Source organism: Acinetobacter sp. SWAC5 (assembly GCF_003419885.1).
Classification (GTDB): Bacteria; Pseudomonadota; Gammaproteobacteria; order Pseudomonadales; family Moraxellaceae; genus Acinetobacter; species Acinetobacter cumulans.
Genome location: NZ_QUWR01000002.1, coordinates 37,471 through 63,393, shown reverse-complemented (window position 1 = coordinate 63,393; position 25,923 = coordinate 37,471). Strand labels below are relative to the sequence as shown.

At 41.3% G+C, this 25,923-nt stretch carries 23 protein-coding genes; 10 read left to right on the top strand and 13 right to left on the bottom strand.

Features of this window, described 5'->3' with window-relative positions; translation table 11 throughout:
• From DYI81_RS01955 to DYI81_RS01940, 4 genes are all read left to right on the top strand, one after another.
• Positions 1 to 1,305 carry a DUF445 domain-containing protein gene (locus DYI81_RS01955; protein WP_117006556.1) on the top strand — a complete coding sequence of 435 codons (1,305 nt, stop codon included), beginning with the start codon at positions 1 to 3 and terminating at the stop codon, positions 1,303 to 1,305.
• 234 nt (positions 1,306 to 1,539) lie between these two features.
• Positions 1,540 to 2,064 carry a hypothetical protein gene (locus DYI81_RS01950; RefSeq protein WP_228198907.1) on the top strand — a complete coding sequence of 175 codons (525 nt, stop codon included), beginning with the start codon at positions 1,540 to 1,542 and terminating at the stop codon, positions 2,062 to 2,064.
• Positions 2,065 to 2,285: 221 nt separating this feature from the next.
• On the top strand, positions 2,286 to 4,076 hold the full coding sequence (gene argS, locus DYI81_RS01945) for an arginine--tRNA ligase (protein ID WP_117006643.1): 1,791 nt from the start codon (positions 2,286 to 2,288) through the stop codon (positions 4,074 to 4,076).
• 251 nt (positions 4,077 to 4,327) lie between these two features.
• The gene (locus tag DYI81_RS01940) at positions 4,328 to 4,927 is read left to right on the top strand and encodes an SPOR domain-containing protein (RefSeq protein WP_117006554.1); all 600 of its coding nucleotides are present in this window, start codon (positions 4,328 to 4,330) and stop codon (positions 4,925 to 4,927) included.
• A 132-nt stretch (positions 4,928 to 5,059) separates the two neighbouring features.
• Here the strand turns inward: DYI81_RS01940 and asd are convergent, their stop codons facing one another.
• The 5 genes from asd to DYI81_RS01915 form a co-directional block, all read right to left on the bottom strand.
• Positions 5,060 to 5,911, bottom strand: coding sequence for an archaetidylserine decarboxylase (gene asd / locus DYI81_RS01935; RefSeq protein ID WP_117006553.1), 852 nt, complete (start codon positions 5,909 to 5,911; stop codon positions 5,060 to 5,062).
• The gene (locus DYI81_RS01930) at positions 5,908 to 6,750 is read right to left on the bottom strand and encodes a sulfurtransferase (protein WP_106984157.1); all 843 of its coding nucleotides are present in this window, start codon (positions 6,748 to 6,750) and stop codon (positions 5,908 to 5,910) included. Before DYI81_RS01930 ends, asd begins: the two co-directional genes overlap by 4 nt.
• 165 nt (positions 6,751 to 6,915) lie before the next feature.
• Positions 6,916 to 8,121 (bottom strand): nicotinate phosphoribosyltransferase, encoded by a 1,206-nt coding sequence (gene pncB, locus DYI81_RS01925; RefSeq protein WP_106984156.1) that lies wholly within the window; start codon positions 8,119 to 8,121, stop codon positions 6,916 to 6,918.
• A gap of 103 nt (positions 8,122 to 8,224) precedes the next feature.
• Positions 8,225 to 8,755, bottom strand: a complete 531-nt coding sequence (locus tag DYI81_RS01920) for an ankyrin repeat domain-containing protein (RefSeq protein ID WP_117006552.1) — start codon at positions 8,753 to 8,755, stop codon at positions 8,225 to 8,227.
• A 210-nt stretch (positions 8,756 to 8,965) separates the two neighbouring features.
• On the bottom strand, positions 8,966 to 10,483 hold the full coding sequence (locus tag DYI81_RS01915) for a catalase (protein WP_117006551.1): 1,518 nt from the start codon (positions 10,481 to 10,483) through the stop codon (positions 8,966 to 8,968).
• A gap of 230 nt (positions 10,484 to 10,713) precedes the next feature.
• Here DYI81_RS01915 and dtd point away from each other — a divergent pair, with 230 nt between their 5' ends.
• A complete protein-coding gene (gene dtd, locus DYI81_RS01910; RefSeq protein ID WP_106984153.1) occupies positions 10,714 to 11,154 on the top strand; it encodes a D-aminoacyl-tRNA deacylase in 441 nt (146 codons plus the stop codon).
• Positions 11,155 to 11,245: 91 nt separating this feature from the next.
• On the opposite strand, the gene DYI81_RS01905 is transcribed toward dtd, so the two are convergent.
• The 3 genes from DYI81_RS01905 to serB all read right to left on the bottom strand — a co-directional run bounded on the left by DYI81_RS01905 (position 11,246) and on the right by serB (position 13,835).
• On the bottom strand, positions 11,246 to 11,725 hold the full coding sequence (locus tag DYI81_RS01905) for an SCP-2 sterol transfer family protein (protein WP_117006550.1): 480 nt from the start codon (positions 11,723 to 11,725) through the stop codon (positions 11,246 to 11,248).
• A gap of 151 nt (positions 11,726 to 11,876) precedes the next feature.
• Entirely contained in the window at positions 11,877 to 12,209 is a 333-nt protein-coding gene (aciT, locus tag DYI81_RS01900) for an AciT family ciprofloxacin tolerance protein (RefSeq protein ID WP_106984151.1), read from the bottom strand.
• Positions 12,210 to 12,614: 405 nt separating this feature from the next.
• Complete coding sequence (gene serB, locus DYI81_RS01895; RefSeq protein ID WP_117006549.1) at positions 12,615 to 13,835, bottom strand: phosphoserine phosphatase SerB; 1,221 nt, start codon at positions 13,833 to 13,835, stop codon at positions 12,615 to 12,617.
• 77 nt (positions 13,836 to 13,912) lie between these two features.
• On the opposite strand from serB, the gene DYI81_RS01890 reads away from it, so the two are divergent.
• Positions 13,913 to 15,163 carry a hypothetical protein gene (locus tag DYI81_RS01890; RefSeq protein ID WP_117006548.1) on the top strand — a complete coding sequence of 417 codons (1,251 nt, stop codon included), beginning with the start codon at positions 13,913 to 13,915 and terminating at the stop codon, positions 15,161 to 15,163.
• A gap of 67 nt (positions 15,164 to 15,230) precedes the next feature.
• On the opposite strand, the gene DYI81_RS01885 is transcribed toward DYI81_RS01890, so the two are convergent.
• From DYI81_RS01885 to mhpT, 4 genes are all read right to left on the bottom strand, one after another.
• A complete protein-coding gene (locus DYI81_RS01885) occupies positions 15,231 to 16,199 on the bottom strand; it encodes a bile acid:sodium symporter family protein (RefSeq protein WP_117006547.1) in 969 nt (322 codons plus the stop codon).
• Positions 16,200 to 16,319: 120 nt separating this feature from the next.
• The gene (pncA, locus tag DYI81_RS01880) at positions 16,320 to 16,955 is read right to left on the bottom strand and encodes a bifunctional nicotinamidase/pyrazinamidase (protein ID WP_117006546.1); all 636 of its coding nucleotides are present in this window, start codon (positions 16,953 to 16,955) and stop codon (positions 16,320 to 16,322) included.
• A 51-nt stretch (positions 16,956 to 17,006) separates the two neighbouring features.
• Positions 17,007 to 17,417, bottom strand: coding sequence for a hypothetical protein (locus tag DYI81_RS01875; protein ID WP_117006545.1), 411 nt, complete (start codon positions 17,415 to 17,417; stop codon positions 17,007 to 17,009).
• A gap of 151 nt (positions 17,418 to 17,568) precedes the next feature.
• Complete coding sequence (gene mhpT, locus DYI81_RS01870; protein ID WP_117006544.1) at positions 17,569 to 18,774, bottom strand: 3-(3-hydroxy-phenyl)propionate transporter MhpT; 1,206 nt, start codon at positions 18,772 to 18,774, stop codon at positions 17,569 to 17,571.
• Between the two features lie 728 nt (positions 18,775 to 19,502).
• On the opposite strand from mhpT, the gene dapA reads away from it, so the two are divergent.
• The 3 genes from dapA to purC are packed head-to-tail and all read left to right on the top strand — an operon-like array spanning position 19,503 to position 21,779.
• Positions 19,503 to 20,402, top strand: coding sequence for a 4-hydroxy-tetrahydrodipicolinate synthase (gene dapA, locus DYI81_RS01865; RefSeq protein ID WP_106984144.1), 900 nt, complete (start codon positions 19,503 to 19,505; stop codon positions 20,400 to 20,402).
• Between the two features lie 14 nt (positions 20,403 to 20,416).
• A complete protein-coding gene (locus DYI81_RS01860; protein WP_106984143.1) occupies positions 20,417 to 21,022 on the top strand; it encodes a lipoprotein-34 precursor (NlpB) in 606 nt (201 codons plus the stop codon).
• A gap of 37 nt (positions 21,023 to 21,059) precedes the next feature.
• Complete coding sequence (gene purC / locus DYI81_RS01855) at positions 21,060 to 21,779, top strand: phosphoribosylaminoimidazolesuccinocarboxamide synthase (RefSeq protein ID WP_106984142.1); 720 nt, start codon at positions 21,060 to 21,062, stop codon at positions 21,777 to 21,779.
• Between the two features lie 416 nt (positions 21,780 to 22,195).
• Here purC and DYI81_RS01850 read toward each other — a convergent pair whose 3' ends face one another.
• On the bottom strand, positions 22,196 to 23,470 hold the full coding sequence (locus DYI81_RS01850; RefSeq protein WP_117006543.1) for a replication-associated recombination protein A: 1,275 nt from the start codon (positions 23,468 to 23,470) through the stop codon (positions 22,196 to 22,198).
• A 274-nt stretch (positions 23,471 to 23,744) separates the two neighbouring features.
• Here DYI81_RS01850 and DYI81_RS01845 point away from each other — a divergent pair, with 274 nt between their 5' ends.
• A complete protein-coding gene (locus tag DYI81_RS01845) occupies positions 23,745 to 25,877 on the top strand; it encodes an EAL domain-containing protein (RefSeq protein ID WP_117006542.1) in 2,133 nt (710 codons plus the stop codon).
• The last annotated feature ends 46 nt before the right edge of the window (positions 25,878 to 25,923 follow it).

The window sequence follows — 25,923 nt, the reverse complement described above, 5'->3', positions numbered from 1 at the left end:
ATGTCTGAAGCGACTCAAGCCTCACCCAATTTGCAACGCAGTAAACGATTCGCGGGCATTGCCTTAGTTGTTGCCGTGCTAATTTGGTTGGCTTTAATGATTAGCGCCAAATTACTGCCCGATTATGTTTGGCTCATTCATATTTTAATGCTTTCGGCAGAAGCAGGCGTGGTGGGTGGTCTGGCAGACTGGTATGCTATTACAGTGTTGTTTCGTAATCCTTTTGGCAAAATGCCAATTCCTAAATTTTTACGCGACCACACTGAAATTATTCCACGCAATAAAGCCCGTATTGCAGAATCTATGGGACGCTTTGTACAAGAAAATTTTCTCTCCCCGCAAATTGTGCAACGTAGCCTCGCCAATACAGATTTATCCTTAGCCATGGGCAAATGGTTGGCCAATCCTGAAAATAATCAAAAAGTCACCGAGCTCATTCAACAAACCGTACCTAAATTTTTTGACTTTGTTGGGCAAGATCAAATTGGCCGTTTTATTCAAAACAACAGTGTGCAATGGGTTAAAAACACCCAAATTAACCACTTAGCCAGTGAAATGCTTCGCGCGGTCTTAGACAATGATTTTCACCAAGATGTATTACAACGAGGCTTAGATTTAGCCCATGAATGGATGCTACAGCACCCTGAACAAGCACGAGATTTAAGTCGTCAGTTATTTAAAGAGTTAGGCGTTTGGAAACTGGCCAAAGGTGCCAGCTGGATTGGTATTGATGTGCAACAACGTACCATTGATTCCTTACTCGAAAAAGTCGAATCTATGCTGGCAGATCCAGAACATCCATGGCGACAAAAAATAGAAGACAGTGCCCAAAGCCTCATGCTGGCCTTAGCCAATAATCAAAGCAGTGCGAGCCTACGCCTCAACCAAACCAAAGATGCACTTTTAGACAGTCCACAAGTGCTGAACTTCTTGAGCGGTGCTGTGGTGATTTTATGCGATGCAATTAAAGCTGATTTGCAAAAAACAGATTCAGGTATTGCACAAAATTTACGTGTGGCAATTCAGCAAGTCGGAGAAAATATGATCTCTAATATTGCCGTGCGCCAATTGTTAAATGACAAAATGAGTGACATTGCAGTCGACCTTTCCGACCAATACAGCGAAAAAGTGATTCTGTTTATTAGCGCCCGCATTCATGAGTGGGATTCACGTGAAATGATCGACAAAATTGAAAATGAAGTCGGTGGCGACCTGCACATGATTCGTGTCAATGGTGTGGTGGTGGGTGCATTTATTGGCTTGATTTTAGGGATTATCCGCGCAGTGGTTGAATACCTACTCTAAGCATACAATGGCCATCATGATGTCTGCGCATGATGGCCCCATGTATCAGGGATGCAACGCCACCTGTACGATCCATCACATAAAACCGACGGCGCATAGATTGACAAAGTAATGGAGCACGCTAAGCTAAGCGAACAATTTTAAACCGTAACACCATAATCAAAAATGATAAAAAAAACACAATCAATCTGCCTTATTTTTGGCTTGAGCCTTGTTGCCCTTTCGGGTTGTCAAATGATTTCCAAAACCAGTACTAAAGTCACCGACAGCGTCATGGGCATGTTCGGTCAAGAAAAAAGTCCAGAACTCGATGCACAAAGCATTTTAGACTTGGCCAAAGCATCGCAAGAAAAACTCGAACACCTACTGGCCAATATGCCTAAAAATGAATGGGTATATTTAGAAAACCCGCAATTGGGCACGGCAGAACTGCAAAACAAAGCCACAAATAACCACGTCTTATCCTTGGCGCTCAACTGTAAAATTGAGACTCAACGCCCAAGCTTTAGCCTGAGCAATGCCAATGGTCAAATCATTCTTAAAGCCTATGATGACAGTGCTGGGCAAATTCAATTTTTGCTCGACAATAAAAACTTCGGCAACCCTTTCCAAACCTATCAAAGCAAGCAGCTCGAGAGCTTTAAAACAGCACTCAAACAAGCCAAAGTGATTAAGATTTTTAATGCTTCAAAGCTATATAGTTTCCAAAATACACATGCCGAATTACTGGAAAAACCAGTGAATTGTAAAACATCTTAAGCCCCGAGCATGGCTGAGCACAGCACAAGCTCAGCCTTTTCAAACACGCTGATCACTGGCAAATATCACGGCTCCCTCAGGCAGGTGCAACCATTTCACATGCCGATGACCCTGAGCTTATTTCATCGAATATTATTTATTCACTACAAATGGGTTCACCTAAAGACAGCGAAATTTGCTATATTTATTGTTTTTCTGCGACATTTAATTTTCGACTGAATATGAATACGGCAATCCAAGCAGCTCTCGAACATGCAGTACACGCCCTTCAAGCTGAAGGCGTACTCCCAACTGACTTTAATAACAATGGCAACCTCACGCGTACTAAAGACCGAAGCCATGGTGACTTCGCTTCGAACATCGCAATGATTGCTTCTAAAGCTGCTGGTATGAAGCCACGTGATTTAGCCGAAAAAATTCTTGCTGCCCTGCCTGAAGTTGCAGATATCAGCAAAGCAGAAATCGCAGGCCCTGGTTTTATTAACTTCTTCTTAAATGCAGACCAGCGTTTTGCCGTACTGGATCAAATTCAAGCACAACAAAATGAATTTGGCCGTACCCAAGCCAATGCAGCAAAAAAAATTCAAGTAGAATTTGTTTCTGCTAACCCGACATCTAGCCTACACGTGGGTCATGGTCGTGGTGCAGCTTATGGTATGACCGTTGCAAATCTTCTTGAAGCAACAGGCGCAACCGTTGACCGTGAATACTATGTGAATGATGCCGGCCGTCAAATGGACATCCTGGCAACCTCTACTTACCTGCGCTACTTAGAGCTTACAGGTCAAACTTTGGTATTCCCTAAAAATGCATATCAAGGTGATTACGTTAAAGAAATCGCTCAAAGCATTATTGATCAAGACGGCGAAGCTTATGTACGCCCAGTCGCAGATGTCTACAAAGACGTGCCTGAAGATGTTCAATTCGCTGCCGAACTTGATGCTGATGGCAATAAAGCTGTACTTTCAGGCGACAAAGAAAAACACATTGATGGCTTAATTTTTAATTCGCAAACTTTGCTTGGCGAAGGCTACCGTGTATTCCTTCAAGCGGCCTTAAACGCGATTCTTGACGATATTAAAGATGACCTTGGCGAGTTTGGTGTTCACTTTAACCAATGGTTTAGCGAAGAAACACTGACAGATAAAATTACAGAAGCACTTCAAGTGCTGGACCAACGTGGTTTCCTTTACGAAAAAGAAGGTAACATTTGGTTCAAATCAACCGCATTTGGTGATGAAAAAGACCGCGTAGTGAAACGTCGCAATGGTCAAACTACCTACTTCGCATCAGATATCGCCTATCACTTAAACAAATTACAACGTGGCTATACAGACATCATCGATATTTGGGGTTCAGATCACCACGGTTATATCGCACGTGTGAAAGCGGCCATTGATGCAATGGGCTATGACTCTAAAAAGTTAACCGTGCTTCTTGTTCAGTTCGTCAGCTTATGGCGTGGTGGCGAGATGGTACAAATGTCATCTCGTTCAGGCCAATTCGTGACGTTACGTGACCTTCGTAAGGAAGTTGGTAATGACGCTGCACGTTTCTACTACGTAATGCGCAAGTCTGAGCAACACATTGACTTCGACTTAGATTTAGCGGTTTCACAAAGCAAAGACAATGCTGTGTATTACATTCAATATGCACACGCGCGTATCTGCCGTATGTTAGAAAAAGCTCAATCTATGCAAGTGAACTTCGATGCAAGCGTTGCACGTGGTTTAGCAAGCAAACTTGAATTAGAAACTGAAACTGAAATTCTTGCAAAACTTGCAGCTTACCCAGAGATTTTAGTTCGTGCTGCCAATGCATACGAACCACATCAAATTGGTAACTACTTAAAAGAATTGGCTGCTTTATTCCACGGTTGGTACAACGAAAATAAAGTCCTTGGTGATGATGCTGAATTGACCCAAGCACGTTTATTACTGTCTGTGAATGTACGTCAAGTCCTTCGCAATGGTCTTGAGTTACTCGGTGTATCGGCACCAGAAAGCATGTAAGCAAAACTCGGGTAATTTACCATTGGCAGATCAGTCTTACATTTTCTGAGCTGACCAAACCTAAAAAGCCAGATGCATCATGCGTCTGGCTTTTTTACCATAAGCCTTATATTTTTAAATTTGTCATTTGCTTAATTTGTGAAAATTAAACAAAATACAGATGACAGTAATGTAATATATAATAATCAAGAACAATATTTTGGGACTCTCCCAAAGTGCTTCGTCACAATTAAAATGAATGAGGTTTCCTCGTGTTTGGAAAAACGCAACGTGGTGTATCAGAGCGACCGAATAAACCTAAAAAACCACTGATTCCAGCATGGCTGGGAACCTTAGTGGCGATTTTGATCGTGTTAAGCTTTGTGGTTGCATTGATGCTTTGGAAACCTTGGCAACCGGTTAAACCACGTGCGCAAGCCACTGCAGAACAAACCCAAGAAGAAACCAACAAAGACTATCGTTTTTACGACCTATTACCTCAGCAACAAGTTACTCCTATTCCTGAGCAAGCGATTCCTGAAAGCAAGAATCAAGGCACTGTGGTGATTGTAGAAGCACCTGAGCAAAAAGCGGAACAAGCCAACCCAGAACCTGGCCTTGTAGAAAGTCCAGCAGCAGCGGCACCAAATTACATTCTACAAGTGCGTAGTTATGATGACCCAGATCAAGCCGATGCACGTCGTGCAGAAATTATTCTGAATGGTTTATCTGCCGATGTTGTACAGACTACAGAAAATGGGAAAGTTTGGTACCGCGTAGTCTCTGGACCTTATGACTCACAAGATGCAGCCGTCATTGCACAGCAAACCTTACAACACAGTGGCATCGATTCAATTGTTGTAAAACGCTAATTTGAATCCAATAAAAAAAGCACCTTAAGGTGCTTTTTTTATTCCTCCCTTTAATAAAGGGAAGTTAGAAGAGATTCTTTTTTTGAATAAATCAGCTTAGCTCAAAAGCTTTTCCTAAAAGGAGAGAATTCCTTAAATGGTATGCCCTAAAGCTTCACCCATGACCACTGCTGAATTTGCGGAAAATGCAGCATCCCATGCCATTTTATCTTGTTCAAATAAAACCACCGCAGTTGAGCCCAAATAGAAACGCCCGAGCTCAGCTCCTTTTTCAAGTTTTAAATCGTGCTGGTTTAATTCAATACGGCCCGTTGGTTTTACTTTACCAGTCGCAACGGTTTCGATCCCCGCCACAATCATCGCACCTACCAGCACCACTGCCATACGGCCTAATTCCGTATCAAACAAACACACCATACGTTCATTACGTGCAAACAAACCAGGAATATTCTCTGCTGTGGTTTGGTTCACAGAAAATAATTCACCTGGCACATACAATGTTTCAGTTAATGTACCGGCAAATGGCATGTGCACACGGTGATAATCTTTCGGTGACAGGTAGACTGTAGCAAATTGACCATTTTTAAATGGCTCTGCCAATTGTGGATCGGCAATCAAATTTTCAACGGTAAATTTTTGGCCTTTGGCTTGAAAAATATCACCATTTTCAATTTTACCCAATTGTGAAATCGCACCATCCGCAGGTGAAACAATGCTGCTTGCATCCTGATCAATTTCACGTACACCATCTTTTAAAGAACGGGTAAAAAATTCATTAAATGATTTAAATTTCAAAGCATTGCTTTGCTCTGCAATCGACATATCAATGCCATATTGTGCCTTGAACGCTATAATCACCGCATTTTTAATGATTGGATTTTCGCTGGCTGCAACTTTACCCACCACACGTGACAAACGATGTTGTGGCACCACACGCTGAGCTTGAATGAAAATTTGTTGTTTTAAACGCGATGTAATGCTCAAGATGGCAACTCCCCTGTAGCGATTGGACTATCGAGGCGGTTGCCCCACTCACTCCACGCCCCGTCATACGCTCGAATATTCCAACCCAATAACCGCCCTAAAATATAGGCCAATCCTGAGCGATGATGTGACTGGCAATACACCACCACTGGTTCATTTAATTGAAAACCGAGTTGTTCTAAACGCTGCTGGGTGCGCGATAAAGGATGCAATTTTAAATGATTTTCACGGTTAAGGGCAGTACTCCACTCGAAATGGCGTGCGCTTGGAATATGCCCGCCACGTCTAGCCGCTAAGCGCAGTCCGGTATATTCATCTTCTGTACGGCAGTCCCAAACTTGAATTGATTGATTTTCAACGCTTTGTTTTAATTCTGCATAATCAATTTGTACATCTTTTTGGGCATTTGACTGAATCGTCACAAATTGCTCAACGGGCTCAAATTGTGGTACTTCTGCGCTCGTTGGTAAGCCTGCACCCAACCATGCATGGATGCCACCGTTCAAAAGGCTGGTATTTTCAAACCCAATACAGTGTAAGTTCCAAATCAACCGTCCTGCCCATGCGCCACCTTCATCATCGTATGCCACAACATGATGCTCTGGGGAAATATTTAAGAACTCAATCAGCGCTTGCAAACCTTCTGCTTCAGGCAATAGCCCCATGGCTTGTTCTTCTTGGCGCACTAAAAGTTTCGGTTTCAGGTGAATGGCATGAGGAATATGCAGTTGCTCATACACCGATGTTCGGCTCAAATCGACAATTCTGAGTTTGTCATTGCCCAAATGTGGGACCAAATCTTCTGCTTCTATCAGCAGGCCAAAATCCAAAGTGCTCATTTTTTCGTAGCTATTATGGGTCAAATTTAACTGATCTTAGCACAGCTTATTTTCAAAAATATGCTGTTTTTAAAAGACCCTTAGCAAAATTTTAGATAAACCCTTGGTAAAAATTCACATCCAAAAAAAACCGTCTTGGGTTGCAAGACGGTTTTTACATTGTGCTTAAGCACTTTCAGGGATTTCAAACACCTGACGTAAATATGCCAAGAAGGTGTCGTTATCCGTCATGGTTTTACCCGGACTGTCTGAAATTTTTGCGACTGATTGACCATTACACTCCACCAATTTCAACACAATATTTAACGGCGTTTGCCCCATATCATTGGTTAAATTGGTGCCAATCCCAAAGCTCACTTGAAAGCGGTCTTTAAAGTAATTGTGTAAGCTCCACGCTTTTTCTAAATCTAAGCCATCACTAAATGTCAGCATTTTAGTTTTGCTGTCAATTTTCAACTTTTTATAGTGTGCATAGGCTTTATCACCCCATTCATAGGGGTCACCACTGTCATGGCGTAAACCATCAAACAATTTGGCAAAGTATAGATCGAAGTCTTTTAGAAATGCGTCCATACCCACCACATCGGTCAAAGCAATGCCCAAATCACCTCGGTATTCTTGTACCCAAGTTTCAAGTGCAGACTTTTGGAAATTACGCAGACGAACATCTAAAGCTTGGAAAGCTTGTAAAAACTCATGTGCCATGGTGCCAATCGGAGTGAGCCCCAATTCTTTGGCAATCAGCACATTACTTGTACCACGGAAAATTTCAGGAGCCGCTTGATTAAACGCTTGAATGACATGCTTTTGCCATGCAAAGCTATAACGGCGACGCGTACCAAAATCAGACACCAAGAATGGTGGCTCATCTGAACCTTGTACTTCAGTATAATGCTTCAGAAGCTCAACTTTTGCGTCTAAACGGCGCTGCCCTTCGAGTAATACTTCGTCAGAACGAATGCGACGGAAATACAATTCATTGACCAATGCGAGTACAAAAATCTCAAACATCATAGCCTGAACCATAGGGCCTTCTACCCAAATGTCCAAACGGCCTTCGCTATCAATCCCAGCCTTAATAAAACGGCGTTTAAGCTGAAATAACTCGAGATAATCTACAAAGTCACTTTTTAGAAAACGTAGGCTGCGTAAATACAGCAACTCATCTTCTTTAAACTGAAGCGTACACAGATGGTCCAGCTGTTCATTGAGGTCATCTAAAATGTCTACGAGCGGATAAACCGTGTCTTGCAAATTACGGCAACGGAAATGATAAACGCTGTGCGTCTGAGGAAATTTATGTAACACCACCTGTAACATGGTGAATTTATATAAATCTGTATCAAGCAAGGATTGTATGATTGGAGCCATATCGGATTTAAATTCGCTGTACTTCTTGCATTAAAGCACACTTTCAAATGCGATATTGCTAGTTTTATACACAGCCAATGAAATAGCTCAGTTACAGACCTGCTTATTTCTGAGCAAGGACTGCTGATTTTTCTTGTGCTTGAATGATTTTTTGCAACTGTTTTTCTTGCCCAATAACTTTGGCAAATTCAGCTGTGGTTTTTTGACCTGTCTGCTTGGCATTTGCATCACAATCGACCTGACGCAATTGTTTTGCAATGGAAAATTCCATTTTAAACAAAGCACCCATTAATGCTGTATTGCCTTTATTGTCACGCGCACAGCGGTCAGCACCATGGTTTAGCATTGTCGTTACGATGTCTTGATGACCATAATAAGTCGCCATCATCAACGGGGTAAAGCCTGAGGCATTACGCACGTCTACTGGAAATCCATGTTTTAAAAACTCGTTGATCACCTCTTGATTACCCGTTTTGGCCGCGGCAAAAAACAGATCGATCAATTCTTGTTGTGAGTTCATCTGAACATTGGCAGCAGTTTTAGCGGGGGAGATTTCTTCCGCGATTGCCACGTTTGCGAATGCGGCACCAAACGCGAGAAGACTGGCTAAAAGTGTACGTTGCATAATGCCCATGATGAACTCCAACAAAAATCGAATGTGTTCACGTTTCTAAAAACGTTGAAAATGAAATGTGAAGCAAAAAAAGAGTGCCTGTAAAACTCCCCTAGGGTTGCAGGAAAGGGTTTGAGTTTTACAGGACTTTTCGGTGGTGACTTTCGTCTTTACCCTAGTCACCGATCTGATTGACGCATCGAAATACGTCTTTCATCTATAAGCGATTGCTTAGTCTTTTAACTGCGCAGCTTTTGCTTTAACAGTTGCAATGTTGCCATTAACCGCTTTAGTCATACGTGTACCGTAGTCCGCATCTGCTTTGTAGAAGTAAGACAACATGATGTGCTTAGTTTCTGAATCTTTCACGTTGCCAAGATCCGCAGCCAAGTTCATGATTAAATCGTCTTTTTCTTTCGCAGTGTATGAACGGTAAAGCTCACCCGCTTGCTTGAAGTTTTGCTCTTTGGTACCCACTTGTTGAACAGTACCAGTTAAAGGCGTTTGAACTGCACGTGCTTTCGCAGTTGCTGGTTTTGGTTCAATACGGCTTGGTTCATAGTTCACGTTAGATGAAGTACCGCCAACGTTCATGTAGCCATCTTGGTTGTTGTTGTTTACATTCACAACTGGACGGTTTACAGGAATTTGCTGGTGGTTCGCACCTAAACGGTACATTTGAGTATCTGAGTAAGAGAAGATACGACCTTGTAATAGACGGTCTTCAGATGGCTCGATACCTGGTACGAGGTTACCTGGAGCCAATGCAACTTGTTCTGTTTCTTGGAAGAAGTTCTTCGGCATACGGTTCAGCGTTAACGTACCGACTTTAGTTTCTGGAACGAGGTTCGTCGGCCAGATTTTAGTTGGATCTAGTGGATCGAACTCGAAGCTGTTTAGGTCTTTAGGATCCATAACTTGGATGTAAAGATCCCATTTAGGGAAGTTACCTGCGTTGATGTTCTTGTAAAGATCGTTCGTTAAGTGGTTGAAGTCTTTACCTTGTAACTCACTCGCTTCTTTAACGTTAAGACCCTTCACGCCTTGTTTAGAACGGAAGTTGAATTTCACGTATTTGTATTCGCCTTTATCGTTATAAAGTTTGAATGCATGTACGCCAAAACCGTCTTGTTCGCGGTAGCTCGTCGGAACACCTTCTTTACCATATACATGAGTGATCATGTTGGTTGCCCAAGGCTGGCTAGACAAGAAGTCAAATACGCGGTTTGCGTCTTGCATGTTGTCAATTGGGCTTGGCTTCATTGCGTGAATGAAGTCAGGGAATTTGATTGCATCACGGATGAAGAATACTGGAGATTGGTTACCCACTAAATCCCAGTTACCTTCTTGCGTGTAGAACTTGATCGCGAAACCGTGCGGTTCACGTAAAGTTTCTGGAGAATGTTTACCGTGAATTACAGTAGAGAAGCGTAAGAATACTGGAGTTTTAGTACCCGCTTTGAATAATGAAGCAATTGTTAGATCAGATAAATCTTTAGTTGCAACAAACTCACCATAAGCACCTGTACCACGTGCATGCACTACACGCTCAGGAATACGCTCACGACCAAAACGTTGTAATTTTTGAACCAATTGTACGTCTTGAAGTAGAACTGAACCATTTGGACCCGCAGTAATCGAGTTTTGGTTATCGCCTACTGGTGCACCATTGTCTTTTGTTAATGGCGCTGCTTGAGTCGCCGCTGTTGCAGTTGCTAACATAGCAACCAGTAAAGAACGCTTAAACATCGTCTTCATCTCACTAAAATTAATACCTTTCCTGCACGAGAGAAGATACCTATTTTCTTTAAATTGTTAAAACAGATTATTTTTATAATTTTAATCGCTTTGTTAGATTGATTATTTTTTTATCTAATATTTTTCAACAACTTAATGCTTTAAATTTAATCAAAAACTCCATTTTAAATGCATTTTTGCTACAATTTGTTCTGATTTGATTTGATGGAAAATAGTCCCAAATGCGCGCCTTATTACAACGTGTTCTAGAAGCTAAAGTAGTCGTGGATGGCGAAACTACAGGTGAAATTCAGCACGGCATTTTAGTTTTTTTAGGCATTGGCAAAGAGGATGATTTGGTCAAAGGCAAAAAACTGATTGATAAGATCTTGAAATATCGTTTTTTTGATGATGAACAAGGCAAAATGGGCTGGAATATCAGCCAAGCAGGTGGTGGCTTACTCTTGGTCTCGCAATTCACCTTAATGGCTCAAACGCAAAAAGGCTTACGCCCAGACTTTGGCCCAGCCATGCCACCAAGCGAAGCCAAAGCGCTGTACGAAGAACTTGTAAACTATGCAAAGTCACAGTTTGAAAATGTGCAAACAGGGATTTTTGGCGCCGACATGAAAGTGCATTTGGTCAATGACGGCCCAGTGACGTTCAATTTAGAAATCGAATAAATCCTGAACGATAAAAAAGCCCTCCAAAGAGGGCTTTTTAAATCCTCCCCTAGCCCCTCCTTTAAAAAAGGAGGGGAAAAAGGAGTACATCTTACTTACCTGTTTTTTCTTTAATAAATGCACGGGCAATTTTGATTTTTTCTTTCACCGGTTTTGGCAATTTCGGTGGAATTAACTTCGCGACTTGGTTAAACCAAACCAAAAGCCCAAAGTCACCTTCCATTTTAATACTGCCATTTTGCATGCCCGTCATAAATGCAGTCGGGTCACCTTTCATCAAGGTTTTTACACCTTGTTCGCTGTCTGCAAATTGCAAAATAAAATCTGCTTTTTCAGCATCACCCGCAACAGTATCAATGTGGCCATTATTTACAATAATTTGACGTGCTACACCTAAGTCTGTACCAATTTGGATACGAAATTGACGCTCATGAACCAACTCAATAAATTTAGGGCTGGTGCGTGCAAGTTGCTTCATGCGCAATGCTAAACCAGCAACCAGTAAATCCAGCGGATCCGTGCTGACATCAACCAGTGGTAATTTTACGACAGGAATTGATGATAATTTCATGACTTTAAGCCTATTGTAATTGTTGGAAAATTGACTGCCTCATCCTAACATAACTTCGTTTTTTAAAAGCATGCCTTTACAGTTTAAATTTGTGCTCGACATAAAAAAGGCATGTATGAAACATGCCTTTTTTCACCTTAAAAATTGACTATCAGCGACTTGAATACTGCTGATCATCCTCATAGACAGGTGTATGTTCGATATATTGACGTTTTGCTGACGCACGCTCCGCACGGCGGTCTTCAAGCAATAGCATCAGAATAAATACCGTCATCGTCGTCATTAATGCCACAAAGTAGCTGGAAATCATGGTGAGCTCAAATACAGCTTGTGTGCCAAAACGAATGACTTCAACCATGCCCCATACCAGCATCCCAGCCAGCATATAGTTTAACCAGCGACGATACGGCGAGAAGAAAACAGCAATGACAGCAGCCGCGACTAAGCTCATGCCTAGAATGGTGGCAAAATTCGCTGTTACCATATAAACCTCCGTCATTTAATGAAACCATTGCTATGGCTAGGTTTCATTTAAAATTACCGTGTAATCAATCAATGGAATGTATCAACTTCAAACTCTATGCATGCATTATGCGCAGTTTTTTTGATAAAAAAAGTCTTGTCTTCGGCCTAAACGACACACATTGTCGCAACATTATTTTGTCATTACATTTTTTTATTTTTGAGTTTTCTTAGAACAAAGACCATGCCTCGCTTGGCGTGTCATTACAAAAAAAAACCTGCTTTTTTGCAGTGAAAAATTTATTTTTCAGATCATGTTAATCGTTGTTTTTATCAACAATTTTATATTTACCGTTGGTCGCCTCTAGACTGAAATCCATAAAAAAACGCAGTCATTTGACTGCGTTTTTCATACAACGGTCACATATTAGGCACGATTTAAATCTTTATCATGTACACCTAAAAGATATAACACGCCGTCAAGTCCTACACTTGAAATCGCTTGATTGGCATTTTGACGTACCAATGGTTTAGCACGGAATGCGACACCTAGACCTGCAATCGAGAGCATTGGTAAGTCATTTGCACCATCGCCCACGGCAATCGCTTGTTCTAAGGAAATGCCCATTTCTTCAGCAATTTGCGTCAACAAGAATGCTTTACGTGCGCCGTCAACAATATGACCTTTGACTTCACCCGTTACTACGCCATCTTGTACATCTAAAATATTGGCATGAACTTCATCAATACCGAGTTTCGCCTGTAAATATTCTGCAAAGTACTGGAAGCCACCCGATAAAATCGCGGTGCGGTAGCCCAATGATTTCAATGTTGAAATTAGGCGTTCTGCACCTTCAGTGACCGTTAAGCGCTCAGCAATACTCGCCAGCACGGATGCATCCATACCTTTGAGCAAAGCAACACGGGCACGGAAGCTTTCTTGGAAGTCCAATTCACCTTGCATCGCACGTTCAGTAATCTCTGCAACTTGCTGACCAACACCTGCTTCTTTTGCCAGCTCGTCAATGACTTCTTGCTCAATCAGCGTCGAATCCATATCAAAACACACCAAACGGCGGTTACGACGGTACGCATTGTCTTCTTGTACTGCAACGTCTACGCTCAGCTCTGCAGATAAGCTCAAGCAGGCTGCACGCATGGCTTGTGCATCTAACATTTGGCCACTTAAACCAAATTGTACGCAGGCACGTTTAGGCCCAATACTGCCTCCATCAAGCTGCGGACGACCAGATAAACGCGTCACAGTTTCAATATTGAAGCCTTGGCTCGACACAATTTTTGTTACAGCCTGTAAATGCGATGGCGTCAACTCTGGCGCTAAAGCAGTCACGATATAACGTGTACGGCCACCTTCACTTACCCATTGATCATAATCTGCAGCAGAGATTGGTTTAAAACGAACTGTTAAGCCAATTTCATGTGCTAAAATCAGAATTTCCTTCATGGCTAATGCTGTAGCAGTTTGGTCATCTGACGAAACAACAATACCTAAAGTCAGTTGGTTATGTATGACGGCTTGACCTACATCTAAGATTTGTAAGGAATGAACGGACAGGGCCTGCATTAATCGTGTAAATTGATTAGGCTGGTCTGGCCCCAGAAATGAAATAAGGATGATTTCTCGCATGAATTGACTCGGGTCTGAGCTACAACTATTGTTAGAATCATAATCGAAAATAAACAGTTTTGCCTTGGAAGTTTACGTTGAATGCGCCTAGACAAGGGCTATTTGCTAGCCTACTAATAGTAAGTTTCGCTTTTCATACCTTTTTACTGGTATTGGCGACCACACATCAGCTGAACGAAAACCGTGCCAGCCAAGGTCAACTGATGACCAGCCAATTGGTCACCGACAGTATTTCGGAAATGGAACCCGCCAATACCGTATCATTGGCATTACTTGCCGATCGTTACGCGACCAATCCTAGCGTGGCGTCTATTCGAATTTTAAATTCGGCAAAGCAAGTCCTTGCAACGGGTGGTCAAACCAAAACCCGTGAAGGCGAAGTCTTTGTACGTGATGCACTACTAAATGAGAAAAAAGTCGGTACAGTTGAAATTACACTAATTCAGCCGAGCATAGGTGAAATCTTACGCACCCAGTGGCTGGCAATTTTGGTTTCACTCATTATTCATGGCTTATTGTGGTTAGCTTACCGTGGTATTGCTCGCCCAAGTCGTACCGAATATTTGGCACGCATTAATAATGAATCACGCTTAAAACACGAAATTCAAAGCTTGACCCAAGCACTAGAGCAAGAGAAACATGCTGCCGCGGTTGCAATAGCACAAGCACAGCAAAATGCGCAAAACAAAGCGAAAAAAGAACATAAACCCGTCGTTATTGACAGCAGTAGCCTAGCGCTCAATATTCAATACTATGACCCAAAACAATTGCTCGATACTGTCAATAAAACAGTGTCTGGGCCGTATTTTAATTTATGTCAGTTGTTTTTAAATAAAGCTACTGAACTCTGCGTACAGCACTATAAATTAAATAGCTCAGACATTTGTACTGTGCATAAATTTGATGATCAGGGTGCAATTATTAGCATCTCAGCAGACACGCCAAATGGCTTACAGTGTTTAACCATGATTAGCGCAGTATTCCAATTGCTTTCAGATGTGCTCTATAAACGCTACCGTGAAGAACGTCGTTTTGTTTTACAAACGCGTAGCGCGATTTCAAGTGCTGTAGAGGCGATGCAACTCAGCTCAGTCCAAGCTGCAGAGCGTCTGGTACAGCAACTCTCTGCCAAAGAAAGTGCCGTGCAGGTACCTAACCACTTACTTAAAGAAATTTCGGATCATTTCCAATTGGTAAGTTTGCCAAACCCAACCAATGTACTGACTCGACATGCCTTTATGATTAATGGAATGGATGCTGATGCCGCTGAATTGGCGCAGTCTTTCCGTACTGAAATCTTAAAATCAAAGCAGTCTAAAGCCTCTTAAACACTGCCCTGTTTACTATAAAAAAAGCCTGAACACATTCAGGCTTTTTTATATGCATTTGTTCTCATCAATTGGGTTCATGGCTTGTCTTTGGAATAGCTTCAGACTGTGCTTTTGACGCCCAATAGGTTGCCAGTGCAGGACCTGAAATATTGTGCCATAAACTAAAAATTGCGCTTGGTAATGCTGTTAAAGGCGATGCTGCAAAATGCGTTGCTGCTAAGGCTACACCCAAACCTGAGTTTTGCATGCCCACTTCAATTGCTACAGCCTTGGCATCTGCATAAGGTAGCTTAAAGAAGCGACTCACCCAAAAACCAAGTAAATACCCCAAACCATTATGTAGGGCAACTACACCTAGAATGAGCAAGCCAGATTCTAAAATTTGTATTTTACTGCCCGCCATAATGGCTGCCACAATAGCCACAATGGCCACGACAGAAACCAAGGGCATCACCTGAATATATGATTCAGCCTTAGACTTTAACAATGTACGAATAATTAAGCCCAAAACTATTGGGAATAACACAACTTGTAAAATAGAGATGAACATTGAGCCTGCATTAATTTCAATCCACTGGCTAGCCAATAAATAGAAAATAGCGGGTGTTAATAACGGAGCGAGTAAAGTAGATACCGAAGTACATGCAACTGAAAGCGCAGTATTGCCTTTGGCCATATAAGTGATGACATTTGAAGCTGTCCCACCTGGACAACACCCAACCAGGATCACACCAATGGCAATCTCAGAAGGCAAATTCATCAATTTACATAATACAAATGCCAATCCCGGCATCACAAAAAACTGTGCAACGACTCCTATGAAGACCGCTTTAGGACTTTGCAATACCCCTTTAAAATCATCTAAGGTCATTGTCATGCCCATACCCAGCATAACAATACCCAGCAACCATGGAATATAGGCTTTGAGCCACACAAACATTTCAGGTGCTAAAAGCGCAATCCCTGCAAAGAATATTACCCATAATGCGAACGTTTTTTGAATCAATTGTGTAAAGCGCAAGAATCCTGACATAACTCTGCCCATCTCAATGTACATGCTTATACCCTGCCATAAGTCGCTAGCACGTCACAATTCACCTTTGGACTAAAAAGTATAAAATGCCTACATATTCATAATATTTCTATTTCTGCTTTATGCCTCTGTTATTGCTTTTATGTCTTTCATATAAATCCGTTTCACACCATTAGATAGCATGTCCTGCCATGCCTGCTGCAATGACCCTTGTAGATCAATCCCCTTGCATGCATCTGCCACCACAAAGGTACGAAAACCTAAACGACTTGCATCCATTGCTGTCCACGCCACACAAAAATCTGTAGCAATACCCACAATAAAAACGCTATCAATCCCACGTTCTTTTAAATAACCAGCAAGTCCTGTTGAGGTTTGATGATCAGCTTCCATAAATGCAGAATAACTATCAATGTTGCTATGCATTCCTTTACGAATCACCAATTGGGCATGTGGAATAGACAAGTCTGGATGTAAAGCAGCATCATGTGTGCCTTGGACGCAATGTGTAGGCCAAAGCACTTGTGGGCCATAGGCCAATTTAATGATGTCATAGGGCTTCGCACCCTCATGATTGGCCGCAAATGAAATATGATTCGCCGGATGCCAATCTTGCGTTAATACTACATTTTCAAAATATTGCGCCAATTGATTAATTGCAGGAATAATCTGATCTGCATTTGCCACAGCAAGGTTGCCACCTGGTGTAAATCCATTCTGAACATCGACCACAATTAAGGCACAATTCTTTTGCATATCACTCAATCCATTTTCATTCAATTCAATCTGCGCTTGGGCGCATTCGGTTCACGGTTGTAGTATTTCGTCTTGACGATAAAAATAAAATGACCCGCCTAGCGAATTCAAGTTATATCTCGGCAAATCCTGTTGTAAAGACCGCGCAAAACGTGGATAAATTTTGGATTTACGTTCAGTGGAGGCATGAAAACAAAAATACAAAGGTTGATATTTATAGACAAAATTTACAATATGCTCACGCGCCAAACGCATGACTTCAAAGGCATTAATCCCCATATTAACATCATCTTGTACAGGGTCATCAGCAAAAGCCAGCCAAGCATTCATACCTCTGCTTCGAGCGAAATTCATCTTTTTAACATCACGCTTGAGCGTAAGATTAAATTCATTTTGCTTAAATGAAAGTGTAAAAAGCTGACCATCAACTTTAAATTGTGCCATCCAATGATTTTGACTCATTTGGCCCCCGTATTCTTTTTTATTTCATTTTATTATCACATATAAATCAGCAGTCTAACTTAAAATTTCAGCAAATATTTAAACATCAAAACATTTATATCCCACAATAAAAAAGCCCGTCGATGACGGGCTTTTTTACTTTTATTGGCGATTAAGCCAGACGACGTGTTAGTAATAACATCACGATCGCAGAAATAATAATACATGGAATGGCTGCTGAAATTACACCTGCAGCACCAAAGCCAGCAGTTAACAATGCACCAGCAATTGCGGGCCCAAGCATTGCTCCTACACGACCCACTGCCGATGCAACACCAATACCTGTACCACGTACAGTTGTTGGGTAAACAATCCCACCAAATGCATAAAGTACACCTTGGCAACCAATCACAAATGCACCAACCAATGCAGAAGCTAAATACATTTGCGTTAATGAACCTGCTGCATTCAATGCCAATAGGCCTGCTAAAATACCGCCATACATCAACAAGATTACGAAGGTTTTTTTCCAACGATCCGTCAATACACCCAACACCACCGTACCTACAGTTGCACTCACCATGAAGTAGAACTGTGCTGTTGCGCCTTCTTTACGTGTAAAGCCTAATTCTTGGAACAACGACGGTAACCAACTTAACATGATGTAAACCACCATCAATGTGAAGAAATAGCTCGTCCAAAGGAAGACCGTACGCAATAAGTTTTCAGAATTAAATAGGTCTTTGAATGAACCTTGTGGTGCAGCTTCAGTGCTTGCAGTCGCAGTTTGCTCTTTTGCTTTTAAATATTCTTTAGACTCAGGAAGCAATAGCATCATGATTGGAATCACGATGATCGGTAACAAGCCACCTAAATAGAAAATGTTTTTCCAGTTTGAACCAAACTCAGTACTTGCCACCAACGATAAAATTGCAGCACCAACAGGCATACCGCAGTACATTAGACCTACAGCACGACCACGGTTTGCAGGTGTTACCGCTTCAGAAGCCAATGTAATTAAGATTGGCATAGCAGCACCAAGTCCTGCACCAGCCAAGAAACGTACTGCAAGTAATGAATTAAAACTATTCACCCATACTGTACATAATGTGAAAACTGCAAAAATGGCAACCGACCAAATTAATACCGTTTTACGACCAATCCGATCCGCAATTCGACCACCAACTAGTGCACCAGGCAGTAAGCCTAAAATCCCTGCACTAAAAAACACCCCCAGTTGCGAACTATCTAGACCGAAACTTTCACGAATACCAGCAGCTGCAATACCAGCTGCCTGAATATCTAAGCCTTCGATTACGGCAATTAGAAAACAGATCGCTACCGTGACAATAGCATGTTTATTATCTGACTTTTCCATTGGAGAATCCTTGTGTCCATCAGTGTTCAAAAAAATGCATCATCTATGAGCAACTTAAATGAACATACTGACAATAAGTGTTAGTCCAAAGGCGAATAGGGCTTATATTTGTTGATTTTTCTTTTAGTTAAGCAGGTAGATATAAAGTCTTAAAAGCGATAAATAGATTTCACTCTGATTCATTAAATGTGACATTTCAACAGATAGATCAACTACTATTCTTTACGGTTTGGTATGTAACAAAAAAAATCATTATATTTAAAACAGATTATTAACATAATTTTTAAAGATCATTTGCAACAAATACATCGCAATTTTCTATAACTTTCAAGTCTATGTTCATCTTTTTTTTATCTTAAATTCTGATCAAAATAGACGGAATAGCACACTAGACACGCTCTTAAGCTAATCTCATTCTATTTTAACCATAGATTTTGGCGCTTTTTAGCCTATATTTTGTTGTTTATCTATACAGTATAGCCATAACCGTAAAAACCAATCTCATTTGTTAAAAGCAAGTGCTTGATTGTTTTAATTAAGCTTTGTATAAAGTTTTTTACCGCTTTGACTAAAGCATATTGTTCTTAGACGCATGATCAGTCATAATTTGCATAAGCATTACCCAATTCCATGCAAACGGATTGATTTGCTGTCTATCAAAAATACGAACCTGTCCAAATTCATACTCAATTTAGTCGTTTGGATAGAAAAATAGGATTGTTTTAAAAATGACTCAGCAAGCACAGCCGATCCAAGGCTCAATTGTCGCAATCGTCACCCCAATGTTCGAAGATGGCAGCGTAGATTGGAAGGGACTCGAAAAGCTCGTTGAGTGGCATATCCAAGAAGGCACAAACAGTATTGTTGCTGTAGGTACGACAGGCGAAGCATCGACTTTAAGCATGGCAGAACACACACAAGTGATCAAAGAAATCATTCGTGTTGCCAACAAACGTATTCCAATTATTGCTGGTACGGGTGCAAACTCAACCCACGAAGCGATTGAACTGACCAAAGAAGCAAAAGAACTTGGTGCAGACGCCGCGCTACTCGTAACGCCTTATTATAATAAGCCAACTCAAGAAGGCCTGTTCCAACACTACAAAGCCATTGCTGAAGCTGCTGATTTACCCATGATTTTGTATAACGTACCAGGTCGTACTGGTGTCGATATGCTCAATGACACGGTTATTCGTTTAGCTGACATTCCACAAATTGTGGGCATTAAAGATGCAACAGGTGATGTGCCACGTGGTATTGAATTAATCAAAGGCCTTGAAGGCAAAAGCATGACTGTTTATTCAGGTGACGATGCTACGGCATATCAACTGATGGAACATGGCGCAAAAGGCAATATCTCTGTTACTGCCAATGTTGCACCAAAAGCAATGAGCAACGTATGTGCAGCAGCTCTTGCCGGTGATCATGCTAAAGCTACTGAAATTAATGCAACAGTTGCAAATCTACACAATATTTTATTTTGTGAATCTAACCCAATTCCTGTGAAATGGGCACTTCATGATATGGGCTTAATCAGCACAGGTATCCGCCTGCCGTTGACACCGCTTGCAGAACAATACCGCGCACCGCTACACGAAGCACTTAATCAAGCGGGCGTAATCAAATAAAGAGCAGTAAAATTATGCAATTACGTTTAGGTCTCACCCTTGCACTTTCAGTATTCAGTTTAGCAGGTTGTAGTTCTTTGGCCTTTAAAAATGGCACCTTAGATTATAAAGAAACCACAACTTTAGAACCGTTAAAATATCCTGAAGGTTCAATGGTGCGACCTGTGGCGCCATTGTACCCTGCTCCAACGGTTGACGCGCTTGCAATTGAGCATGCACCAAAACTTGAAAACAAACGTGGCAACCGTTTTGCTTTACCACGCCCAGATGCAGCTCAGGAACAATCCTCTGCAGACGACTCAAATAGCACAGCTATGCTAGGACATCCTCAGCTTTTAAGTGATGGAAATCAAAATCCTTTACTCAAAATTGATGGAAATTCTGCTACAATTTGGCAGTACACACTTGCCACCCTCAGTAGCCTCAATCACACCATCGTTGGTCAAAGTAAAAACCGTTATGAAGTAACTGTTAAAGTCGACCAAAAAACGTATGTGTTAAGACTTTCTTCTGTGGGTACTAGCAATAACCTAGCTGTATTCAATGCCGATAACACTTTTGCAGATAAAGAAGTCGCTGCAGAATTGTTAGCTCAGATTTACCAAAATTGGCCAGCCTAGACATTTCTAGGCATTTTTTTTGAAAAAGGTTCCCTCCATGTTAAAACAAACCTTGCTCTATACTGGTAAAGCGAAATCTGTTTATGAAACAGACAGTGCAGATCACCTCATCCTAGTCTTCCGTGACGATGCCTCTGCATTCAATGGCGAGAAAATCGAACAACTAGATCGTAAAGGTAAGGTGAACAACCGTTTTAACGCCTTTATCATGGAAAAATTGGCAGCCGCTGGTATTGAAACTCACTTTGAGAAACTTCTTTCTCCAACTGAAGTTTTAGTAAAAAAATTACACATGATTCCTGTGGAATGTGTAGTACGTAACTATGCAGCTGGTTCTTTATGCCGTCGTTTAGGTGTTGAAGAAGGTAAAGAATTGGTTCCACCAACATTCGAACTTTTCTTTAAAGACGATGCACTTGGCGATCCAATGGTAAATGAATCGCAAGCTATTTCTTTGGGTTGGGCGACTGCTGAGCAATTGGCTCAAATGAAAGACCTTACATACAAAGTAAATGACGTACTGAAAGAACTTTTTGCTACAGGTAACATGCTTCTTGTTGATTTCAAACTTGAATTTGGTGTTTTCCATGACCGTATCGTACTGGGTGATGAATTCTCTCCAGATGGTTGCCGTCTATGGGACAAAGACACCAAGAAAAAACTCGACAAAGACCGTTTCCGTCAAGGCCTAGGCGGTGTTGTTGAAGCATACGAAGAAGTTGCTGCACGTATTGGCATCGACCTTTCAGACATCTAATTGATTCTGAAACTTCACACAAAAAACCGAGCCTTGCTCGGTTTTTTGTTTTTATCGCCTGAGTACTTCACTATGGCGCAGACAGTTTCTTGAAGAGAAATAACAGAGTCATAAATAATATTTTACCAGTCGTAAAATTTTTAGTTATATTTTTAATAATAAATTCAAATACTTTTAACTTAATCTAAAAAAACAAATCAAACTTATAAAAATGCCCGTTTTTACAAACAAGGCAAAGCCTCTTATCATACAAAACAGATTAGACAGCCAGAGTGATCTCAAACCAATCATATCTGTGCTGTCGACCAAATTTGTTATTGTCTGCATAGATGTCTGACACAAAAGCTTTCTTTTTCGGCCCAGTTCTCCCCCAAGATACTGGGCTTTTTTTTGTCCAGACATGCTCGCTTTGTACTTTATTGTTGCTGTTGTTGTTCCTGCCAACGGCGTTGTTGCAAACGCTCCCCCTCAACCTCACGCTTATTACGTGCCGACTCATACAACTTCGTGCCTTTTAATTCAGGTGGAAGGTAATCTTGACGAACAAAATGCTCTGGATAATTGTGTGGGTATAAATAGTCGGCACCGTAGCCTTGTTCTTTCATCAATTTGGTAGGTGCATTACGTAAATGTAAAGGCACAGGCAAATTCGCAGTTTTCTCGGCCAAATCCATGGCTTTGTTAATCGCTAAATAGGTACTGTTGCTTTTTGCACTGGTGGCTAAATATACAACGCATTGGCCCAATATAATGCGTGCTTCAGGCATGCCAATCGCTTGTACCGAACGGAAGCATTCACCCGCCAGCAATAAGGCATTCGGATTCGAATTACCAATATCTTCGGATGCTGCAATCAGCATACGGCGTGCTAAAAATACAGGATCTTCACCGCCTTTGAGCATACGTGCCAGCCAGTACAAAGCTGCATCTGGGTCACTGCCACGAATCGATTTAATCATGGCAGACACTAAGTCATAATGTTGCTCACCAGATTTGTCATAACGGGCAATATTTTGCTGTGCAACTTTCACTACGACTGCATTCGTAATAATATTTTCTAAATCTGCTTCAAACGTGCTGGCCACTAAATCCAACAAATTGAGTGCCTTTCGAGCATCTCCAGCAGCAAATTGGATCAAAGCTTCATATTCTTCTATTTGAATATAACGGTCTTTTAAAAATTGATCTTGCTCAATTGCATGCTTTAATAATTTTTGTATAGAAGCTTCATCTAAAGCATTTAAGGTATAGACCTGACAGCGGGATAGTAGTGCGCTATTCACTTCAAAAGATGGATTCTCCGTGGTCGCACCAATTAAAGTGATTTTGCCTTTTTCAACTGCATTTAATAATGCATCTTGCTGAGACTTATTAAAACGATGAATCTCATCAATAAACACCACAGGCGTGAGTAAATCACCGCTGTCTGCAATCACTTCACGTAGCTCTTTAACACCCGTATTTAAAGCCGATAAACTCACAAAAGGCCGATCAACAGCTTGAGCCAATAGCAAGGCAATTGTGGTTTTACCAACACCAGGTGGCCCCCAAAATATAATAGAGGGTAAATGCCCTTGATCAATCATCTGACGCAATGGCGCTTCCTCTCCCAGCAGGTGATCCTGCCCAGTAATCTCAGAAAGGTCGCGGGGTCTAATTCGTTCTGGAAGCGGAATATTGCTGTCTGACATTGTCTAAATTCACGGCTGCTTAAAAATACATCGGGCTCTATTCTAACACTAGCTTTTTTAATTTAAGCAGGAATATTCTGTGCCGTTTATAGAAGTTTTTTGGGTATTCATCGGCTAATTGTTGGATGGTCTGAATTTTGTGGAAAGTTTAAAATAAATATGATTAGTTGTTTGTAAAACACTTCCTGAAAGCAATGCTTCAAGCTATGCTTGGAAGGATAACACGTACAGAAACAAGGATTGCTTCTGCCGCCATAGCCACATTGGTGACCCCATGAAATCATCATCGAAGAACAAACCAGCCGTGCCACACGCTCAGTATGATACTGAGCTTAGAACAACTTTAAATAAAGCACAGCGCAGTGTTGCCGATGATGTCATGTTACAACAATTTGCCAATAATATACCGTTGCCACTTTGGCTACAAACTGCTCAAGGTCCTGCTTTTAGCAACAGTAAACTTTGCCAGTTTATCGATGTCGACCTGAACCAACATCTACCAGAAAAATGGTTAAACTATATTCATCCAGAAGACTTCGAACATTTCATTGTTCTATGGCAAAAAGCACAACAAACCAAACAAAATTTTAAAAAAGAATGTCGCCTTAAACATCATCAACTTGGCTATCGCATGTGTGCCGTTCACATCGAATTTCCACAAGCACCCAACTCATTATTTGAATGTTCAGTCAGTTTTATCGACATTCATGACAGTTATGAAAAACAACAAGCGCTAAGCCATCAAGTATCAGCACAAAATAAAATGCTCAATGCCAGTATCGATTGCATTAAAATTTTGGCACCCGATGGCAACTTAACACACATGAATCGTTCAGGATGTTTGGCTTTAGGCGTATCGGTTACTGAAAAAAAATTTGGGATGCCTTGGTTAAATTTATTACCTGAAGACATTCGCAAAGCAGGTTCAGCAGCCTTAGCTCAAGCCTGCCAAGGCAAAAATACCCGATTTGCAAGCAAGAGTACCCTTGACGGACAAACGCACCAGTTTTGGGACAATATTTTGACGCCCATTGTGGACGAAAATGGGGTAACTGAAAGTATTTTATGTGTGTCAAGTGATGTGACCCAACAAAAAGCAGCCGAAAGTCGCTTACAACAAATCATAGAACATGATGAGCTGACTAGCTTATTTAACCGTCGTGCCTTTACTCGAATTTTTAAAAAGCACCTGCAATATGCGCTCAATTATGATCATCAAATTGGCCTAATGCTGATTGACCTCGACTATTTTAAGCACGTTAACGATACGCTCGGTCATGTTGCAGGCGATCATTTATTACACACCCTTGGCCAACGTTTTAAAAGCTGTTTTTCTGAAGATATTATTGTTTCACGCCTTGGTGGTGATGAGTTTGCAATCTTGGTACCCGAGCTTGTCGATGAGCAACAGCTGATGGATGTGGCTCACCAAGCTTGGTTACAACTGGATATGCCCATTAGCTACACAGGGCAATTTATTAATGGTGGTATGAGTATCGGTTGTTCGATCTATCCCCGTGATGCGCAGAGTTCATCAAACTTAATGAAATGTGCCGATATTGCGCTGAATGATTTAAAAATTAGCGGACGCGGTGGCATACGCATGTTTAATCTAGACATGTTTAAAGCACTTGAAGCCACTACACGCCAGCTCACTTTGGCACGTAGTATCATTAAAAATGATCAAATTGAGCCTTTCTACCAACCCAAAGTTCAGCTCCAAGATAGTCGTGTGATTGGCTTTGAGGCCCTACTCCGTTGGAAAGATCAACACGGTGTACTACAACTGCCTTCACATATTTATGCTGCTTTCCAAGATTATGACTTGGCTTCGCGCATTAGCGAAACCATGCAAAATAAAATCTTCCAAGATATGAATGAATGGCAGGATCAAGGCTTAGAACTCTTACCGATTTCAATTAATGCAGCACCCGTCGAATTTTTACGAGACGACTATGCAGAGAAAATGCTTCAGCGCCTACAAAAGTACAAAATTCCGCATGATAAAGTAGAAGTTGAAATTACCGAGCAAAGTTTGTCTGAACGAGGTTCTCATTATGTGATTCGTGCTTTGCATCTGCTGAAAAAAGAAGGCTTGAGTATTTCTTTAGACGATTTTGGTACAGGACATTCATCACTGACACGCCTCAGCGACTACCCAATTGACTGTATTAAAATTGATCGTAACTTTGTAGAACGTATGACCAAAGACTCCTCGGCACTTGCAATCGTCAAAGCCATTACACAGCTAGGCTCGAGTATTTCTATGGATATTTTGGTTGAAGGAATTGAAAATACAGAGCAACTCAATGTACTCAAAGATTGTGAATGCCAAAAAGGCCAAGGCTTTTATTTTTATCGCCCAATGAGCTTTGAACATATTAGCGCACTGTTAGAGGTACGCTAATACCCTTCTTGTTTGTGCTTTGATTTTAGTCATGCTTTATTTTTAC

Excerpts from the sequence above, each read along its gene's own strand:
- DYI81_RS01955 (WP_117006556.1), top strand. The coding sequence starts at position 1 with ATGTCTGAAGCGACTCAAGCCTCACCCAATTTGCAACGCAGTAAACGA.
- DYI81_RS01950 (WP_228198907.1), top strand. The coding sequence starts at position 1,540 with ATGATTTCCAAAACCAGTACTAAAGTCACCGACAGCGTCATGGGCATG.
- argS (WP_117006643.1), top strand. The coding sequence starts at position 2,286 with ATGAATACGGCAATCCAAGCAGCTCTCGAACATGCAGTACACGCCCTT.
- DYI81_RS01930 (WP_106984157.1), bottom strand. The coding sequence starts at position 6,750 with ATGAGCACTTTGGATTTTGGCCTGCTGATAGAAGCAGAAGATTTGGTC.
- pncB (WP_106984156.1), bottom strand. The coding sequence starts at position 8,121 with ATGGCTCCAATCATACAATCCTTGCTTGATACAGATTTATATAAATTC.
- DYI81_RS01920 (WP_117006552.1), bottom strand. The coding sequence starts at position 8,755 with ATGGGCATTATGCAACGTACACTTTTAGCCAGTCTTCTCGCGTTTGGT.
- DYI81_RS01915 (WP_117006551.1), bottom strand. The coding sequence starts at position 10,483 with ATGTTTAAGCGTTCTTTACTGGTTGCTATGTTAGCAACTGCAACAGCG.
- dtd (WP_106984153.1), top strand. The coding sequence starts at position 10,714 with ATGCGCGCCTTATTACAACGTGTTCTAGAAGCTAAAGTAGTCGTGGAT.
- DYI81_RS01905 (WP_117006550.1), bottom strand. The coding sequence starts at position 11,725 with ATGAAATTATCATCAATTCCTGTCGTAAAATTACCACTGGTTGATGTC.
- aciT (WP_106984151.1), bottom strand. The coding sequence starts at position 12,209 with ATGGTAACAGCGAATTTTGCCACCATTCTAGGCATGAGCTTAGTCGCG.
- serB (WP_117006549.1), bottom strand. The coding sequence starts at position 13,835 with ATGCGAGAAATCATCCTTATTTCATTTCTGGGGCCAGACCAGCCTAAT.
- DYI81_RS01885 (WP_117006547.1), bottom strand. The coding sequence starts at position 16,199 with ATGTCAGGATTCTTGCGCTTTACACAATTGATTCAAAAAACGTTCGCA.
- pncA (WP_117006546.1), bottom strand. The coding sequence starts at position 16,955 with ATGCAAAAGAATTGTGCCTTAATTGTGGTCGATGTTCAGAATGGATTT.
- DYI81_RS01875 (WP_117006545.1), bottom strand. The coding sequence starts at position 17,417 with ATGAGTCAAAATCATTGGATGGCACAATTTAAAGTTGATGGTCAGCTT.
- mhpT (WP_117006544.1), bottom strand. The coding sequence starts at position 18,774 with ATGGAAAAGTCAGATAATAAACATGCTATTGTCACGGTAGCGATCTGT.
- dapA (WP_106984144.1), top strand. The coding sequence starts at position 19,503 with ATGACTCAGCAAGCACAGCCGATCCAAGGCTCAATTGTCGCAATCGTC.
- DYI81_RS01860 (WP_106984143.1), top strand. The coding sequence starts at position 20,417 with ATGCAATTACGTTTAGGTCTCACCCTTGCACTTTCAGTATTCAGTTTA.
- purC (WP_106984142.1), top strand. The coding sequence starts at position 21,060 with ATGTTAAAACAAACCTTGCTCTATACTGGTAAAGCGAAATCTGTTTAT.
- DYI81_RS01850 (WP_117006543.1), bottom strand. The coding sequence starts at position 23,470 with ATGTCAGACAGCAATATTCCGCTTCCAGAACGAATTAGACCCCGCGAC.
- DYI81_RS01845 (WP_117006542.1), top strand. The coding sequence starts at position 23,745 with ATGAAATCATCATCGAAGAACAAACCAGCCGTGCCACACGCTCAGTAT.